Origin of the sequence: Pedobacter duraquae (genome assembly GCF_004362245.1) — a bacterium.
Taxonomy (GTDB): Bacteria; Bacteroidota; Bacteroidia; order Sphingobacteriales; family Sphingobacteriaceae; genus Pedobacter; species Pedobacter duraquae.
In genome coordinates this window covers 281,429-299,301 of the sequence record NZ_SNWM01000001.1, presented here as the reverse complement: position 1 = coordinate 299,301, position 17,873 = coordinate 281,429, and the positions used below count along the sequence as shown (strand labels likewise).

Annotated in this window: 9 protein-coding genes; 8 read left to right on the top strand and 1 reads right to left on the bottom strand. The window is 42.2% G+C overall.

The genetic code is table 11. The annotated features are described in order from the left end of the window. Positions 1-9 precede the first annotated feature (9 nt). Positions 10-1,155, bottom strand: a complete 1,146-nt coding sequence (locus CLV32_RS01380; RefSeq protein ID WP_133551632.1) for a methionine aminotransferase — start codon at positions 1,153-1,155, stop codon at positions 10-12. A 104-nt stretch (positions 1,156-1,259) separates the two neighbouring features. On the opposite strand from CLV32_RS01380, the gene CLV32_RS01375 reads away from it, so the two are divergent. The 8 genes from CLV32_RS01375 (at position 1,260) to CLV32_RS01340 (ending at position 17,799) form a co-directional block, all read left to right on the top strand. Next, positions 1,260-2,030, top strand: a complete 771-nt coding sequence (locus tag CLV32_RS01375) for a queuosine precursor transporter (protein ID WP_133551630.1) — start codon at positions 1,260-1,262, stop codon at positions 2,028-2,030. After that, positions 2,027-4,501, top strand: coding sequence for a ThuA domain-containing protein (locus tag CLV32_RS01370; protein WP_133551628.1), 2,475 nt, complete (start codon positions 2,027-2,029; stop codon positions 4,499-4,501). Before CLV32_RS01375 ends, CLV32_RS01370 begins: the two co-directional genes overlap by 4 nt. A 75-nt stretch (positions 4,502-4,576) precedes the next feature. Continuing rightward, entirely contained in the window at positions 4,577-6,178 is a 1,602-nt protein-coding gene (locus CLV32_RS01365) for a DUF6377 domain-containing protein (RefSeq protein ID WP_243732207.1), read from the top strand. A gap of 211 nt (positions 6,179-6,389) precedes the next feature. After that, on the top strand, positions 6,390-9,515 hold the full coding sequence (locus CLV32_RS01360) for a SusC/RagA family TonB-linked outer membrane protein (RefSeq protein WP_133551626.1): 3,126 nt from the start codon (positions 6,390-6,392) through the stop codon (positions 9,513-9,515). Positions 9,516-9,532: 17 nt separating this feature from the next. Beyond that, the gene (locus CLV32_RS01355; protein ID WP_133551624.1) at positions 9,533-11,332 is read left to right on the top strand and encodes a RagB/SusD family nutrient uptake outer membrane protein; all 1,800 of its coding nucleotides are present in this window, start codon (positions 9,533-9,535) and stop codon (positions 11,330-11,332) included. Positions 11,333-11,408: 76 nt separating this feature from the next. Continuing rightward, positions 11,409-13,022, top strand: coding sequence for an endo-1,3-alpha-glucanase family glycosylhydrolase (locus CLV32_RS01350; RefSeq protein ID WP_133551622.1), 1,614 nt, complete (start codon positions 11,409-11,411; stop codon positions 13,020-13,022). A 19-nt stretch (positions 13,023-13,041) separates the two neighbouring features. Next, positions 13,042-15,192: a glycoside hydrolase family 97 protein gene (locus tag CLV32_RS01345; RefSeq protein ID WP_133551620.1), complete on the top strand. Its 2,151-nt coding sequence runs from the start codon at positions 13,042-13,044 to the stop codon at positions 15,190-15,192. Positions 15,193-15,333: 141 nt separating this feature from the next. Continuing rightward, positions 15,334-17,799, top strand: a complete 2,466-nt coding sequence (locus CLV32_RS01340) for a hypothetical protein (protein WP_166641858.1) — start codon at positions 15,334-15,336, stop codon at positions 17,797-17,799. Positions 17,800-17,873: the final 74 nt, after the last annotated feature.

Here is a 17,873-nt window from a genome sequence, read left to right as displayed (position 1 = left end):
GGATGAACATTATAATTTTATTAATCTCTCAACGGCTTTTTCAAGTGTTTCTTGCTTCTTTGCAAAGCAAAATCGTAAGACCTTGTGGTCGGTATTGCGTGTATAAAAGGCAGAAACAGGGATACTGGCCACGCCATATTCGGTGATCAACCGCATTGCCATATCCACATCGGGATCCTCGTTCAGATGCGCGTAACTAACGCATTGAAAATAAGATCCATGACAAGGTAATAAATTAAACTTCGTCTGTGCCAGTAACTTGCGGAAATAGTCTCGTTTCTCCTGAAAAAAATCAGGAAGTCCCAGGTAACTCCCAGCATCCTGCAAATAATCTGCTATTCCAAATTGCATCGGCGTATTCACACTGAAAACATTAAACTGGTGGATCTTCCGAAACTCCTTGGTCAGATTTTCGGGAGCCAGGCAATAACCCATTTTCCATCCCGTAGTATGTAACAGTTTGCCAAAAGATGCGACAATAAAAGCACGCTCCCGAAGTTCCGGGTAGCGGGCAACACTTTGGTGCTCTGCACCATCATAAATCAAATGCTCGTAAACCTCATCACTTAAAATCAACACATCGGTACCCTTCGTCAGTTTAATCAGGCATTCCATATCATGCGCAGACAAGGTGCGTCCAGTAGGATTATGCGGACTATTCAGGATAATCATTTTTGTGTTTACACTAAACAAGCGCTTAACCATATCCCAATCAATCTCATAATCTGGAGGGGCCATCTCATACGACTTAACCTGTCCGCCAAGCATCTTAACAGTTGGTCCGTAACAATCATATGCCGGCTCAAAAATAATTACCTCATCACCCTGTTGAATCGTTGCCGTAAGTGCAGTAAATATAGCCTGCGTTCCGCCGGCAGTAATCGTAACATCAGTATCAGGATGATAATCTGAATGGTATAACCCGTTTGTCTTATCAGCAACAAGCGCACGCAAAGACATCAGTCCCGGCATCGGGGCATATTGATTGTAGCCATTTAACATGGCCTTATTTACCTTTTCAATTAATAAAGGATCGCATGGGTAGTCTGGAAATCCCTGAGAAAGGTTAATCGCATTGTGTTCTTCAGCCAATTTTGACATCACCGAAAAAATAGTGGTTCCGACTCCTGGCAATTTTGAGTTTATAGCTATCATGTACAGCGAAAATAGACATAATTTAATAGATGCCCATTTTAAGCCCCTGAAAAATTATACCAATAGCAGCTACTTATCAAAATAATTTGATAATTTCATCTGCTATGACATTCAAAACCAAGGAAAGTAAATTACTACTTGTATTAGCTACATTTTTTGTCGCCAATGCCATTCTTTCAGAGTTTATTGGGGTGAAAATATTTAGTGTCGAAGGCACCCTCGGCATTCCAAAGTTCAATATCAATATGCTTGGCGTGCCTAACCTAAGCTTCAATATGTCGGCAGGCGTACTTACCTGGCCCATTATTTTCATCATGACCGATATCATCAATGAATATTTTGGCGTAAAACAGGTGCGGTTTCTATCTGTGTTGACTTCCATTTTAATCGCCTTCGCCTTTATTGTTGTTGGCCTCGCCATGAAACTTAATGCATCAGACTTTTGGGTGAACCAAAATATTAATGGACAAAATCTAAACATGAATAACGCCTTTGCAGGAATTTTTGGGCAGGGCATGTGGATCATCGTTGGATCTATCGTTGCCTTTATCATCGGTCAGGTTGCCGATGTACTCATATTTCACCGGATTAAAAAGATTACCGGCGAACGTGCCCTTTGGCTGCGCGCTACCGGATCCACATTGGTTTCCCAACTCATAGACAGCTTTGTTGTCATCTTTATTGCATTTTATCTTAACCCACAGTACCATTGGAGCTGGCAGATGGTAGCGGCCATCGGACTTGTTAACTACACCTACAAATTTCTTGTTGCCATTTTAATGACACCAATTTTATATGTTGTCCACGCCATAATTGATGGCTACCTGGGCAAGGACTTGTCGGGAAGATTAATCAAAATGGCAGCACGGGGATGATGAAAATAAGCTGGATTTGCATGCTGATCTTTTCAATTGCTTTTAAGGCAGGAGCAGCGCCAGCAATTTTTGTCAATCAAGTCGCTTACGATAGTAATAATATTAAACTGGCAGTCGTAAAGCTTGATCTACCCAATCAGACGGCAAGTTTTAGCTTGCTCAATGCCAGGCAGCAATCCGTTTATAGCGGCAAGTTATCTAAAGCCACACAGGTAAAAGACTGGGATGCAAAATCCTGGTTTTGTAAAGCTGATTTCAGCGCCTTTCAAACTTCAGGAACTTATCACCTTCAAATAAAAGTGGGGAGTAAGGTCTATCGCTCCGCAAACTTCAACATCGGCCCCAACGCACTGATCAAAACTACTTTGCCGGCGCTGCTTAACTATTTTAGGAAACAGCGTGCAAACACACCTCAGGAGCTCTCGGCCGATCAAAATATGTTGTTATACGGGAGCGATCAGCGCGTGGATATCAGGGGTGGCTGGGCGGATGCGTCCGGAGATATCAGCAAATACTTTTCCCACCTGGCTTACACAAACCTGATGTCGCCACAGCAGATTCCCTTAGTTACCTGGAGCCTTATCCAGGCTGATGAGGCTATGCCTAAGTTGTTAGATGAGCTCCATCTGAAAGACTCCTTGCAGGATGAAGCCCTCTGGGGCGCAGATTATCTCATCCGTTCTTTGTCTAAAGCCGACTATTTCTATATGACGGTGTTCAGTTATTTTAAACCCGATGCAAGTGCCCGCAGAATTGTAGGACTCGAAGCAAATAGCGTAACCACATCAGATTACCAATCTGCGTTTCGGGAAGGAGCGGGAGTGGCCATAGCAGCCCTGGCAAGGATATCAAAATGGAACAAACATGGTGCATATACTTCTGGTACTTACCTGGCTGCAGCAGAGCGCGCTTTTGCACATTTATTAATCAATAATTTGAGGTACGACGATGATCATAAGGAAAATATTATTGACGACTACTGTGCACTTCTTGCGGCAACAGAATTATGGAAAGCTACCGGTAAGGAACTATATCGTACTGAAGCTAGAAAACGAAGCAATAATCTTTGTTTACGCATAACGCCTGCAGGGTATTTTATGGCGAATGATCAGGGAAGACCTTTCTGGCATGCTTCCGATGCCGGACTCCCGGTGGTGTCACTGATACGATATCTTAAAGTCGAAACAGATCAGGAATTTCGTGCCAGGGTGATTAAAGTAATTGATCAGTCGGCAAACTATAACTTGCGTGTAACTAACCATACCACAAATCCTTTTGGTTACGCAAGGCAAACTTTTAACTATAAGAATACCATTAAGGAAGGGTTTTTTATTCCTCACGAAAACGAATCGGGCTGGTGGTGGCAAGGGGAAAATGCCAGACTCGGCTCCCTGGCTACGGCAGCACTGCTCAGTAGCAAGTTGCATAGCTCTTCAGCAAGCCCTGGTCGCGCTAAAGCTTTAAACGACTATGCTAACACGCAGTTGTCGTGGATTCTCGGTACAAATCCCTACAACATGTGTTTTATGTACGGCATGGGTGGTAAACAGGTTCCTTATATGGCGGCGTTATTCGGCCACGGTTCTCAGCGTGGCGGGATCTCTAACGGAATTACAGGAAAAGAGGGTAGAGGTGACGGATCGGGAATCGATTTTAAAATCGAAGATAAAGGAAATGAGTGGCGATGGACTGAGCAATGGTTGCCACATGCTGCCTGGTTTTTGCAAGCCCTTACAGCCATGGCTGAAGAAAAACCAGAGGGTTTGGTTTTACTTAGCAAACCGAGATTTAAAGCGCTGGCATTGGCAGAAAATGGTGGCCACCACATCGAATATAGTAAACGCGCCAAAGTGTGGCTAAATTCATTGGCTACAGACAGCAATTTTGTAATAGACTATGTAACTAATACAGATGGCATAGATTCGAATACCCTTAAAAACTACCAGCTAATTATTCAATTGGATTATGCCCCATATGCCTGGAAGCCTGCCGCAAGCAAAGCTTTCGAGCAATATATTGATCGCGGAACAGGTGGCTGGATCGGCTTCCACCATGCTACTTTACTGGGCGAATTTGACGGTTTCCCCATGTGGACCTGGTTTTCCGATTTTATGGGTGATATTCGTTTCCTTAATTATATACCTGACTTTGCATCGGCAACAGTGAAGCTTGAAAACGGTAACCATCCGGTCTTGCTGGGCGTTAAACCAGAATTTTTAGTCGCCAAAGAGGAGTGGTATACCTACAATAAAAGTCCAAGACTCCATGTAAAGGTGCTGGCAAGTGTTTTGGAATCTACCTATCATCCGGATTCTAAAATAAAAATGGGTGATCATCCTGTCATCTGGTCAAATCCAGGAAAAAAAGCGAAAAACGTCTACATCTTTATGGGGCATGACCCAGGTCTTTTTGATAATGCCAATTATGTTCGCCTGTTTCGCAATTCAATATTTTGGGCAGCGCAGAAATAATGATAACTTTATCGCGAAATAAACCAGATATCCTACTATCTAATGTATCCCCGCGTTTTCAGGACCTTAATTTCTATGCGTTTTAAATGGCTGTTGGTATTGTTAATTACCTCGTTGAGCACGTATGCCCAATCTGGTTTCGATGCCTCATTGCGCCAGCTCAATGAACGTATTGCAGAAAAAGACCAGTACGACCAGGAAAAAAATACACGCATTAATAAATTGCAGAACGCACTCGAGCTACCAGAAAATGCCTCTGCAGCAAAAAAATACGAACTCTACACCAGACTATATGAAGAATATAAGTCCTTTAATTACGACAAGGCATTTTTTTATGCACAGCGTATGCAGGAGTATGGCCGTAAACTCAAAGATCCCGTTAAAATTGCTAAAGGAAAGATAACAATGGGCTTTATCCTCCTTTCTTCCGGGATGTTCAAGGAGACTTTCGATTCCCTCAATACGGTAAATGTTCGTATTCTTCCAGATAGCATTAAAAAAGAATATTATTTTCTAAATGCACGGACTTATTATGATCTGGCCGACTTTGATAAAGATAAATACTATACGCCAGTCTACATCAGCAAAGCATCGCTGTATATAGACTCCGCACTTTCCCTTTCTAATCCCTCAGCCTATGAATACCAATATTATCTTGGGCTCAAGGACCTGAAAATGGGTAAAAATGATCAGGCAGAAAAGAGGTTGATGAAATTGTTGAACAGCCATACCATCAGCAACCATCAGATGGCCGTAACAACATCAACCCTCAGTGATATATATATTCAAAACAACAACATTGACGAGGCTATCAGACTGTTGTTTACAGCCGCGGAAGCTGATATAAAGTCTTCAACGAAAGAAGCGGCAGCGATGCTTAATCTTGCACAATTGCTCCATAAAAAAGGAGATATCAAAAATGCCTTTGTGTTTATTAATGAAGCCATGCGTGATGCAACCTATTATGGCGCGCGGCAACGTAAACTGCAGGTTAGTGCTATATTAATGGTTATAGCTGGAGAAAAAGTCAATTCCGTAGAAGAACAACGCCGTATCCTGTTTATCTATGCCGCATTGCTTACACTGCTGGCGGCAATGGTGATTTTGTTCGCCTTTATCATTTCCAGACAACTTAAAAAGCTGCGGAAAGCCGATAAGATCATCGTTCAAACCAATACTTCGTTGCAGGAAACAATCAATAAACTCAATGAGGCAGAGAAAATTAAGGAAGAATATATAGGATATTATTTCAACCTGATCTCAGAGTATATTGCCAAGCTCGATCAGTTTAAGCGTGCCGTGAACAATAAGATTGTAACCCGGAAGTTTGATGATATGCAGATGCTGGTGAATAATATCAACCTGAAGAAAGAGCGCGATGAGCTTTTCCTAAACTTCGATAAGGCTTTTCTCACCCTATTTCCAAATTTTGTTGAAGCATTCAATGCACTATTCGCAGCAGAGCATCAAACAAAACCTGCCGCCGATCAACTACTAAATACCGATCTGCGTATTTTTGCCCTCATCCGCCTGGGTATCCACGATACTGAGAAAATTGCCTCTATCCTGGAATATTCCATCAATACCATCTACAACTACAAAGCTCGGATTAAAGGTCGGTCTCTTGTAGCAAACGATGATTTCGAAGCAGCTATTCTGGCCATAAAAGCTGTTTAACTGATCATTTGCTGTTATATTTCGTTTATATTCTATTACGCTGTTTTGTTTTCAACAAACTGAAAAACAATTATTTGAATTTTAAAATCGCTTTATTGGTTTATATTTTGATTTTGAAAATTGTTACTGAGTAAATATTGTTATCTCTTTGAAATGCAAAAGGCGAAAGCCTGGAGCAAAGGAATGATAACCATATATAAACATTGTAACGATGAAAAAACAATTACTTAGAGCACTCCAGCTTTGTGGTATTTTTCTGTTCTTGTCCTACGCAGCAATGGCGCAAAAAGCCACCATCAGCGGAAAGGTAACAGATGCACAAGGCCTACCCTTACCGGGAGCAAACATCCTAATCAAGGGAACAACAACCGGACAAACCGCCAGCAGTACAGGAAACTTTACTATTCAGGTTAACAACCAGAGTACTGATATTCTTGTGTTTTCTATGGTTGGTTACGCAAAAAAAGAAATCCGCGCATCGGTATCCAGCACGATTAACGTACAGCTTGCGGATGATAATACTGAACTTAATGAGGTGGTCGTGGTAGGTTATGGTACGCAACGCCGTAAGGATGTCACGGGATCCATCGCATCTATTAAAGGCGATGCTTTCAAAAACCAGCCGATAACAAACCCTACAGAGGCACTGCAAGGCAGGGTTGCTGGTATTGATGTGGTGAAAAACTCAGGAGCGCCTGATGCAACACCAAACATCATTATCCGCGGACTAACGTCTTTAAGTCAGCCTGCACCTTTATATATTATTGATGGTGTACGCTCGCCCGATGGTAACAACCTGAACGTACAGGATATTGCTACCATTGATGTATTGAAAGATGCAAGTGCAGCAGCAATCTACGGATCAGCGGCAGCAGGTGGTGTTATTGTAATCACGACTAAAAAAGGTACAACTGCAGAGCCTGCAGTAAATTTCAACGCCCGTTATGGCATCACACAGCCTAAATTGGTGAAACTGTTGGATCGTGATCAGTTTATCCAGTTGCAAAACTACATCCGTCCACAATATTTCTCCACTGCAACAAGAACAGATACCCTGGCGAATACAGACTGGACTAAAGTATTGTACCGTGATGCAAGCGAACAGAACTATAACGTCTCAATCAGTGGTGCCACGCCAACTGTAAATTACTTGGTTTCTGGGTTTTACAACAGGCAGGAAGGGGTGTACATCAGAAACTTCAGTAATATCGCTGGAGCCAGGATCAATACAGACCTTAACCTGAGCAAGCGTATTAAAATAGGAGAGCAGTTAGCGCTTTCGCAAAGAGAAACCGCTCCTCCAATTGGTGTTGAAGCACAGCTACATAATGCACCCTTTCGTACTTTGCCAATCATCGGCGAATACAACAAGGATGGCTCTTACGGATCTGTTCCCGGCGGATATAATGGGTTCACTTTTGGCGGACCAAACCCACTTTCTACGGCAAATGCCGCAAGTGTGCAGAACTTCAAAAATAACCTGCAGGGTAACGTTTACGCAAACATCATCCTGCCATTACATTTAAACTTCAGAACAACTTTTGGCTATTCTTACTATCATGAAACACAGGATTACTTCCAGGATGTGTTTTCTGGTAATGGTGCCAATGCAAACAACTCTTTAACAAAACTTGCTATAGACAGTCGCCAATTACTGAGCAACTATGTGTTGTCATACGACCAGACTTTTGGTGGCCACACAATTAATGCAGTGGCAGGTTTTGAACAGATCAGCAGTAACTACTTCAGCTCCAGTGTTCGCGAAAGCAGTATCGGTTTACCAGGCTACTCGTTCATCCCGACAACATCAACGGGATATGCGGTAACAGGTAAAACTGACAATAATGGCTTGATCAAATCATACTTCGGTCGTTTAAACTATAATTATAAAGGCAAGTACTACGCTTCTGGGTCGATCAGACAGGATGCTAACTTCACAGTTTTTGGTCCAAACAAACAAAAAGGTGTTTTTCCTGCGGCTTCCGCCGGATGGAATATCTCTGAAGAACCGTTTCTTAAAAAAGCGTTACCAATCATCAATACGTTAAAATTAAGAGGTAGTTACGGTGAACTTGGTAACAGTAACATCGCTCCTTACAGCTATCTCGCTCTTTACAGCCCTTTTACTGCATTCGGACAGGGTTCTGCTGGTGGACAAAATTTTGCACCTGGAACACCACTTATATTGGGTAGCAGCTATGGAGCAATTCCTAACCCTGATCTGCACTGGGAAACTGTACGCGAATCTAACGTAGGTATTGATGTTGCATTATTAAATAGCAAACTTTACTTCACTGCAGAATATTACAACAAAACGACTAAAGACTTATTGTATGCTTTACCAGTTTCGCTAAGCTCTGGTATTACCAGTCCTTATTTAACTAATATCGGTTCAGTAAACAGTAAAGGTTTTGATTTCTTGTTAGGTTATCAGGATAAAGCCGGCGATTTCGGTTATGACGTAAGTGTTACTGCTGGTTTCAATAAAAACAAAGTATTGAGTCTTTCTGGTATAACTACAGATGCGCTATACGATGGTTATAATTTTTACAACAATGGGGATGCCGGATTCAACATCATGCCGAATCAAAGAATTACTATTAGTCAGGCCGGCCTGCCTTTCGGCTCTTTCTATGGCTATAAAGTAAAAGGTATCTTCCAAACGGATGCCGAAGCGGCGGGTCAAAAAGTAAATGGTAATACTGCACATGCAGGTGACTTGATTTTCGAAAACGTAGATGGAAATCCGGAGATTACCTCGGCCGACAGACAGGTTATAGGAAATCCAAACCCTAAATTGGTATATGGTATTAACCTGCGCTTCAACTACAAAGGTTTTGACGCTGCATTTTTATTCAACGGTGTTGCTGGCGTTGATATCTTTAATGGTACTAAAGCTTATGAAATGTTCCCTTTTGCTGACGGAAATACATCTCCTAAAGTGTTCGGAGCTTCTTTTCTTGGTGCCAATGGCGTAACGTCACAACCTCGAATAGGCATTCAGAACGGTACAAACTTCACGCTGGATCCCAACTCTAACTACTCGTCGGTAAACAGCTATTTCGTAGAAAAAGGAGATTACCTGAAACTCAAAAATCTGCAGATTGGTTATACTTTCTCTACCAACCTGTTAAGTAAGGCTAAAATTAAAAGTGCAAGGATCTTTGTGATGGGTAACAACCTGTTCACAATCACTAAATATTCTGGTCTGGATCCTGAGTTAGGAAGTGCATTCTCACAGGCAGGTTATGCCGGTCCTACAACACGTGGAATTGATGCTGTTTCACAGTATCCACAAACACGCATTTATTCATTCGGTGTCGATGTTAATTTCTAACCTATAAAACTTAAGTCATGTACAAAAAAATATATATAGCCATCCTGATGCTCGCTGTGCTAAGTAGCTGCAAAAAGGATCCTGATAATGTAGGCCCTACAGATGCCTATTCCACTTCAAATTATCCAAAAACAATCAACGATTTACAGAGCATCCTTTCTCCGGGATATTCTAACTTGCGCAGCTTGGCCCTCTACGGTTTTGAATTGATGCCTAAGGCAATGGCAAACTCCACCCATACGTCGAATGGCGCTTACGGAGACCTTGTTTGGACAGAGTGGATGTCAAATAACCTAAGCGTAAATAATACGTTCTCTGCAAATGCATGGAGTGCCCTGTACACAGGTGTCAAAAACTGCAACGTTACCCTTCAGGCGGCAGACTTCTTTGAGAAAAACTATGCTACAGCAGGAGATAAGCAGAATATTGATTATATCCGGGGTCAGGCGTTATTCTTGCGCGCTTTCTATTATTTTCAGCTGGAGTGTTTCTATGGCGAAAGCTATATCAAAGGCACCACCGGAGGCGATAAAATGGGCGTTCCTATTTATGAAACCCTGCCGGCTAATCTTGAGGCAGCACAAAAGCCGAGAGCAAAAGCAAGAGAGGTATGGGATTTTATCCAAAAAGATTTAAAACAATCAGCAGTATTGCTTAAGGGTAAAGTATGGACAGGAAATGATCTGGGACGTGTATCTGAGTGGGCAGCCAAAGGGCTGCTGGGAAAATCTTATGTATTTACTGAAGACTGGACAAACGCTCGTCCTGTATTGCTGGATGTGATTCAGAACAGTGGTAAAACGTTAATGGCTTATGATAAATATAGGGATGCCTTTAATGGTAACTCTGCTAATGAATTCAACGAAGAATCATTATTTGAGTTGAACGTAGATAAAGACCCTATGGGTGATTATGGTATCTACGGAAGTACACCAAATGCAACTACGCTGAATGGCATGATCTGGTCTCCAAACGTTTTAGGTGCTGATGGAACTGAAATCGCTGCCCATGGCCTGGGTTATACGGGTAATGGTGATATCCATGATCAAAATATCAAACGCTTCGGTTATCCTTTAGGTTACTATACCCTGGTAAACAATCCAAACTTTAACACTGCCAAGTCGGCAAGCTACAGCAACCCCGCCAAAGTAATGGATCCTGCATATAAAGCTCAGGCGTTGGCAGTACGTGCTAACAAATTAGCCGATCCACGTTTGTTTGTGAATACCGTACAGCCTTGGTTAGATTCCTTGAAATTTGATGGTGCAAACTGGGCTCCGGTATCAAAACCACCGTATCTTGCCTCAAATGTAAATACTTACGGATGGGGATACCGTAAATATGCAGCACTGGATTACCGTATTGAAACTGTACAGGCAGATGCATGGAACTGGTACTTCCTCAGAATGGCTGATATCTATTTATTATATGCCGAAGCTTCCAAAGGTGCTGGCGATCAGGGAACTGCACTGGAATACCTCAATAAGGTAAAACGTCGTGCCTATAGCTTGCCGATCAATTCGCCATCTGCAATAGATTATACCAGCTTAACTGGACAAACTAAAGCCATTAACGACCCTGTTCTCGGTAACAACCCATTATACTATGAACGTTGGGCAGAGCTGTTCAATGAAGGTCAGTGGTGGTTCGATATCTGCAGATGGAAACTCGGGAAATCTGAAGCGGCTTATTTCGGTTCTACATTGACAGTTAGTGCATTGCAGTTTAACGAAAATAAAGCCTACTCATGGCCAATTCCGCAAGATGAGTTCAACTCTAATGCGAAGATCGCCGGACAACAAAATCCAGGTTATTAATTCATTCAGTCAATTTGGTTAGTTGACAGTGTAAGGCCGCCGCAAGGTGCCTTACACTTTATTATAAAATACCCGCATGCACAGATTACCGAAATTCCATTCTTTTGTAGCGCTGTTCCTACTGTGCTGGCTGGTGCAGGAGCCTATACTCCATGCGCAGGATAGCTTGAAAAATCTCCCCGAATACAGTCTCCCGTTAACATCAGAAAAGTTGGTTATTGCGCATTGCATGACCAACATTATTAGTTTTAAAGGACATCCGTTAGAAGATAGTGGCAATAGCCGGTACTACGCGCCAACTGGAAACATATCAGCCCCACTTGGAGGCCTGACACAGGTGAAAGTAATGGTCGACAGTATGATGTCCAGCCGTTCCCTGGATGAAGCGGTAGAATTTGAGATGCGTGCCGCCATTCGCTCAGGTATCGATGGCTTTCAATTTTACTACATTCTGGGAGCCAAAGACTGGGACAATATTATCAAAGCCTACTTCCGTGTAGCCGAACAACAAAAGCTCAAATTTAAATTTACTTTTTGTATCTCTCATCCCAATGGAAAAACAGAAGACCTAAAGATTGAGGAATACGCAGCCAGGATGAATGGGATACTTGATGAAGTTGGACGCGATAATAAACACTGGCTCCGCACACCGGACGGCAGACTCGTCATTTACCAATGGGATGGGGAAGGGCTGGCAGATATTCCGGCCGACCGTAATGGATTACCAGTTCCTTATTATATTGCGAGAGCGTATCAGCGACTTGCCGATAAGACACACGAACGTTTTGCTTGCATATTTACCATAAACAAAGAAATTACTAATAGAGACCTCAACGATTTCCTGGATTATTTCCCCGCAACGTGGATCTGGACGCTACCTTACAACGATAAGAACTACGTTGGGGAACGTATCTCTCAAATCTGCTCAACCAGAAAACGAACTTTTACAGCTTCTGTTTTTAATGATTTCTATACTTCAAAATTGTTAAAAAAAGGAACATGGGATATGTACCACCAGGTATCTGATGCCGTTCAGGCTGGAATAGGGCAGGTGGAACGTAAGTATATTACTACGGGGCTATCCTACAATTTTAGAAAACTGCTGGAATTTGGCATAGCAAAAAATGCTGCTATTATTAATGTGATAACCTGGAACGATTATCCCGAAGGACATCACCTGGCACCAGAAATAAACCATAATGAAGGATTTTCTATTCTGTTAAACTATTACAAAAGCAAATGGAAGAACGAACCATCGCCATATGCCGACAGGGATGTAGCGATTGCATTTTTTAAGAAATATAAACATGATGTTGTTCCTGCACCATTTAACATCCCGGTAAAAGCTTTTCAAAAGGAGGTAATACCCGCAGTGTGGGAAGACTCGATAGAGCTGGTTACTCTGCTCAGGGCTCCGGCAGATATCAACGTCAATGGTAGCAAAAAACATGCTGCTGCCGGGCTTTCCATTTCAAAATTTCCAATGAAAACGGGTGTAGTTAGTGTAAATGTTACACGAAACAATCAGCGCACTGTAAAATTCGTCACTCCTGAAGGAATTACGGCCTTTCCTTACCGTTCAGACCGGATTACCTATACCTTTAGCAGTGAATTTGAACGGTTTTATAAAGATCTTTATCCGGGATTTACACCTTCATTTTCCACAGAATATAACACACGAAAACAATAACATATAATTAAGATACGACATGAGAAAGATGAGTACCTGTTTTTTGAGCTTACTGCTGCTGAGCACCGGCCTGTTTGCACAGGAAAGCCAGCCGCTGAGCGCGCAATTGAATAAAGTAAAACTGGAGTTTAAACTTGACGAAGCCGGACGACCGGTTTATCAGGTAGATTACGCAGGGAAGAAAGCCATCAAGCCCTCGGTAATGGGCTTTGAACTTGCTAACGATGCAGCCTTCGCTAAAGATTTTGTAATTACAAGCAGTCAGAAGTCGGCACACGACGATAGTTGGAAACCAGTTTGGGGTGAGGTGAGTTCTATTAGAGATCATTATGAGCAATTAACTGTTCACTTAAAGCAAAAAAATGCACCCTTCAGATTACTTGATATCGTTTTCCGTGTATTCGAGGACGGTGTAGGTTTTAGATATACCTTCCCAAAACAAAAGGATCTGAAACACTTTGTTGTGAGCAAAGAACTGACAGAATTTAATCAGACTGGCGATCATAAAGCATTCTGGATCCCTGGTGATTACGATACCAATGAATATAAATATACAACCTCGACCTTAAGTGCTGTTGACGCATGGGTAGTAAAAGATAAGGCTACAGACATCGTAGTACGCGTTGTTCCGGATCAACATTCAGTAGCAACGCCACTCATGTTAAAGACTTCCGATGGTTTATATATCAATATCCACGAAGCCGCACTGGTCAATTATCCAGCGATGCAATTGCATGTTGATACCAAGAATTTCGGTATGTCGGCAAGCCTGGTACCAGATGCTACAGGTAATAAAGCGTATTTATATGCACCGTTCAGTACTCCATGGAGAACAATTATTGTCAGCGATAAAGCTACAGACATCCTGAGTTCTAAAATGATCCTAAACTTAAACGAGCCGTCAAAACTAGCTACAACTGATTGGATCAAACCAATGAAATTTATGGGTGTTTGGTGGGAACTGCAAATCGGTAAAAGCGGATGGAACTATGCCGACAGTCAGGATACACTGGATGCAAAAGGTCAGCTCATTCCAAACGGCAAACATGGTGGTAATACCGCCAACGTAAAGCATTATATCGACTTTGCAGCTAAAAATGGTATTCAGGGCCTATTGGTAGAAGGCTGGAACGTAGGCTGGGAAGATTGGTTTGGCAGCTGGAAAGAAAATGTGTTTGACTTTACCACACCATATCCTGACTTCGATGTTAAAGCGATTTCTGACTATGCCAAGTCTAAAGGTGTAAGCATGATTATGCATAACGAAACATCTGGCGCTGCAACAACTTATGAACGTTATCTGGATACAGCATTTAAGTTTATGAATACCTACAACTATCCTGCAGTTAAAACGGGTTATGTTGGTAAGATAATTCCTAGAGGGGAGCACCACGACGGGCAATGGATGATTAACCATTACCAACGTGTAGCGCAAAAAGCTGCCGATCATCACGTGATGCTGGATTCGCATGAGTCTAACCGTCCAACAGGATTACACCGTACTTTTCCAAACTGGATGGCTTCTGAAGCTGGTCGCGGTAACGAATACAATGCCTTCAGTGATGGAAACCCGCCAGATCATGAAACGATTATGCCTTTTACCCGGTTTATGGGGGGCCCAATGGACTACACGCCGGGTATATTTAAACTGAAAGGTTATGCCGCTGCGGCACCAGATAGGCAAGTACATACTACACTGGCTAAACAACTGGCGCTATATGTTACCCTTTATAGTCCACTGCAAATGGCAGCCGACCTTCCTGAAAACTACGATGCGCACCAGGATGCCTTTCAATTTATCAAGGATGTAGCCACAGATTGGGATGATACCAAGGTGGTAGAGGCTGAGCCGGGCGATTATATCTCTACTGCAAGAAAAGCGAAAGGTACAAGCAACTGGTTTATCGGTGCGATTACCGACGAAAATAGCAGAGTAACAAATATTCCTTTAACCTTCCTGGATAAAGGAAAGAAATACATTGCTACGATTTACGGCGATGCGGCTACAACAGACTGGCAGAAAAATCCTGAGGCCTATGTTATCACTAAAGTCGTGGTTACGCAGGCAACTGTACTGAATCTTAAACTTGCCAGTGGCGGGGGAGCAGCAGTAAGCGTTTATCCGGCAACTGCGGCTGAGGCTTCAAAATATAAAGCCTATAAAAAATAAGTAGATCTTCTTTATACCCTTTAAATAGGAGAAAAGGCTATATCGTACTATATGATGTAGCCTTTTCTCTTTTGTAATAAATACTGACTATATTGTTAATGTCAGCGCTTAGCTCTGGCAGCCAAATATATGTCTCCCTGTATGAAAAATCCGATAATGGCTCTTTGCGTTGCATTTATCTTATGTTTTTGCTCAGCCTCTGCACAGCAAAACACTGAGCGCATGATCATTGACAAGCTGAATAGCCAGGGCAAAAATTATCCCCAGGAAAAAATACATCTGCATTTTGACAGGTCTTTTTATGCTGCCGGAGATACCGCCAGATTTGCCGGGTACCTCGTCAATGCTGTCAAAAACGTCCCCAGTGATTTGAGCCGAATTTTGCATGTTGAACTGATAAATGACCAAAACAAAATCATAAAAACTTTAATTTTACAGACAATAGCGGGCTTCAGCGCAGGTGATTTAGCACTGTCCGACAGTCTTCCTCAAGGGATGTATCATGTTCGTGCATATACCAATTGGATGCGTAATTTCAGTCCGGAATTTTTCTTTACTAAATACATCAACATCATCAACCCCTATAATGGTTCCGTTGAATCTGCTGAAAAAGAGGGAAGCATTGCTGATAACGCAAAAAAATATAAGGTCAGTTTTTTTCCGGAGGGAGGGCAATTGATTAACGGGTTGACTGCTCGTGTCGGTTTTAAAATCGTTAATTGGCGGGGTAATGGTGTAATCGCATCAGGATTATTACTTGATGAGGCCGGTAAAAGCATCCTTGAGTTCGGTTCCGGACATGCGGGAATAGGCAGTTTTCTGTTTACACCATCATCGTTAAAACAGTATACGGCCGTTTTTAACTTTCCAGATGGATCAAAGCAGGAAGTCCAACTTCCAATTGCATTAAATAGCGGAACCATTCTTACAGCAAATAATAGCAACCCAGATAGCCTTTTTGTTAAAATTCAGTCGACTGAAGATCTCCTTAACAAAAAAACGTTTACTTTCATTCCGTTGTCAAATGGTATTCCCTTGTTTTACATGGATACACAACTTCCTGACCAGCAAATTTCTATTACCATACCGAAAAGTAAACTACCAGGTGGTATCCTGCAGCTGAGCCTGCTCAATGACTTGAATCAACCAATATCTGAACGATTAATTTTTAATAGTTATCAGGAAAAGATAAATCTTGCGCTTTCGGGATTTAAACCAGCCTACCAAAAAGATGAAAAGGTGGAGTTGGAATTGCAGGCTACAAGCGTAACCGGAAAACCAATAATTGGTAGTTTTTCGATGGCAATAGTCAGCTCCGGTGATTTAAGTGCCAATGAAGACGATGAACAAACAATCTATAGCAACCTCCTCCTCAATTCTGATTTGAAAGGTAGCATAAAGCAGCCTAACTACTACTTCAATAGCCCTTCGGAAAAAAAAGATGAAGAACTGGACGGCCTGATGCTTACCCAGGGCTGGAGCAGGTTTATATGGCAGCAAGTTTCTGGCACTCAATTATCAGATCCGGTCTTTGCCGCCGAACGGAGGATAAAAATTAGCGGACAGATCACAGGAGTTTCCAAAGGCTCACCCATAGCAAACATCCCTATTACCTTGCTGGCCGGCGAACTGGATAAGGGGATGTTATTGGATACGTTAACTAATCGAGATGGACAATTCACTTTTTATCTGTCAGATTCTCTGGGATATTTGCCCTTAAGGATTCAGGCTAAAGCCAGGCAGGGTGTAGCATATACGGTAACTATCAATCATGAACAACGGCCGAATATAGCCGAAAATACCAGTGGTAATAAAAACCTAAAGGGGATAGTCGATGCATTTAAAACAACAAAGGATTATGGAAATTATGTTGCCCAACTGAAGACTAGGGGCGAAAGTAAGTTTAATTTTAAGGGGCTTAATCAATTGAAAGATGTCAATATAGTAAATTATAACCGGAAAATAAAGCTTGCAGATTCGCACTCCACAAATCTAAATGGTCCTGGAAACGCAGATAGAGTTCTGCTTCCTGATGTAGTGGAGAAATTGCCAGACCTGACAAACTTAGATGGGATATTGCCTATCGTCAATGTACCCGGTGGCTTCAGATTAAGATCGGCGATACCCGACGGCAGTCACACACCCGACATGTTGGTTTTAGTTGATGGTGTACCTGGATTGATATCCGTTCGGGAAATATCTCCCAGGGATGTCGAAAGTATAGAATTTATGAAAAATGTGCTGACAACAGCTATTTATGGTATAAGAGGTTCGGGTGGGGTACTTTTGATCACTACAAAGAAGGGCGATTCTTATAAACATCAAAAGCAGGCTGCCAATTCGCTCTTTATCCCTGGCATATTTGCCTTACAGCATAAATTTTACCAGGAAGCCTTTGCGCATGAAGTGCAAAGTAACCAGGTGGTCAAAACCATGTTTTGGAAACCCGATCTGATCACAGATCAACAAGGACGGGCGAAAATTAGCTTCAACAATTTTCCTAATCTTAAGGATTGCACCGTCATTATTGAGGGAGTAGGGGCAAGAGGTAACCTCGTTCGTAAAACAATCCGTAATGGTGATTTACAATTAGGTCAGAGGAATTAACAAAAAAAAATACCCCCAAATAGTATCTAACTTTTTGGGGGCAGTGCAAATTAGGGGGATTTTTAAATAAAATC

Excerpts from the sequence above, each read along its gene's own strand:
- CLV32_RS01380 (WP_133551632.1), bottom strand. The coding sequence starts at position 1,155 with ATGATAGCTATAAACTCAAAATTGCCAGGAGTCGGAACCACTATTTTT.
- CLV32_RS01375 (WP_133551630.1), top strand. The coding sequence starts at position 1,260 with ATGACATTCAAAACCAAGGAAAGTAAATTACTACTTGTATTAGCTACA.
- CLV32_RS01370 (WP_133551628.1), top strand. The coding sequence starts at position 2,027 with ATGATGAAAATAAGCTGGATTTGCATGCTGATCTTTTCAATTGCTTTT.
- CLV32_RS01365 (WP_243732207.1), top strand. The coding sequence starts at position 4,577 with ATGCGTTTTAAATGGCTGTTGGTATTGTTAATTACCTCGTTGAGCACG.
- CLV32_RS01360 (WP_133551626.1), top strand. The coding sequence starts at position 6,390 with ATGAAAAAACAATTACTTAGAGCACTCCAGCTTTGTGGTATTTTTCTG.
- CLV32_RS01355 (WP_133551624.1), top strand. The coding sequence starts at position 9,533 with ATGTACAAAAAAATATATATAGCCATCCTGATGCTCGCTGTGCTAAGT.
- CLV32_RS01350 (WP_133551622.1), top strand. The coding sequence starts at position 11,409 with ATGCACAGATTACCGAAATTCCATTCTTTTGTAGCGCTGTTCCTACTG.
- CLV32_RS01345 (WP_133551620.1), top strand. The coding sequence starts at position 13,042 with ATGAGAAAGATGAGTACCTGTTTTTTGAGCTTACTGCTGCTGAGCACC.
- CLV32_RS01340 (WP_166641858.1), top strand. The coding sequence starts at position 15,334 with ATGAAAAATCCGATAATGGCTCTTTGCGTTGCATTTATCTTATGTTTT.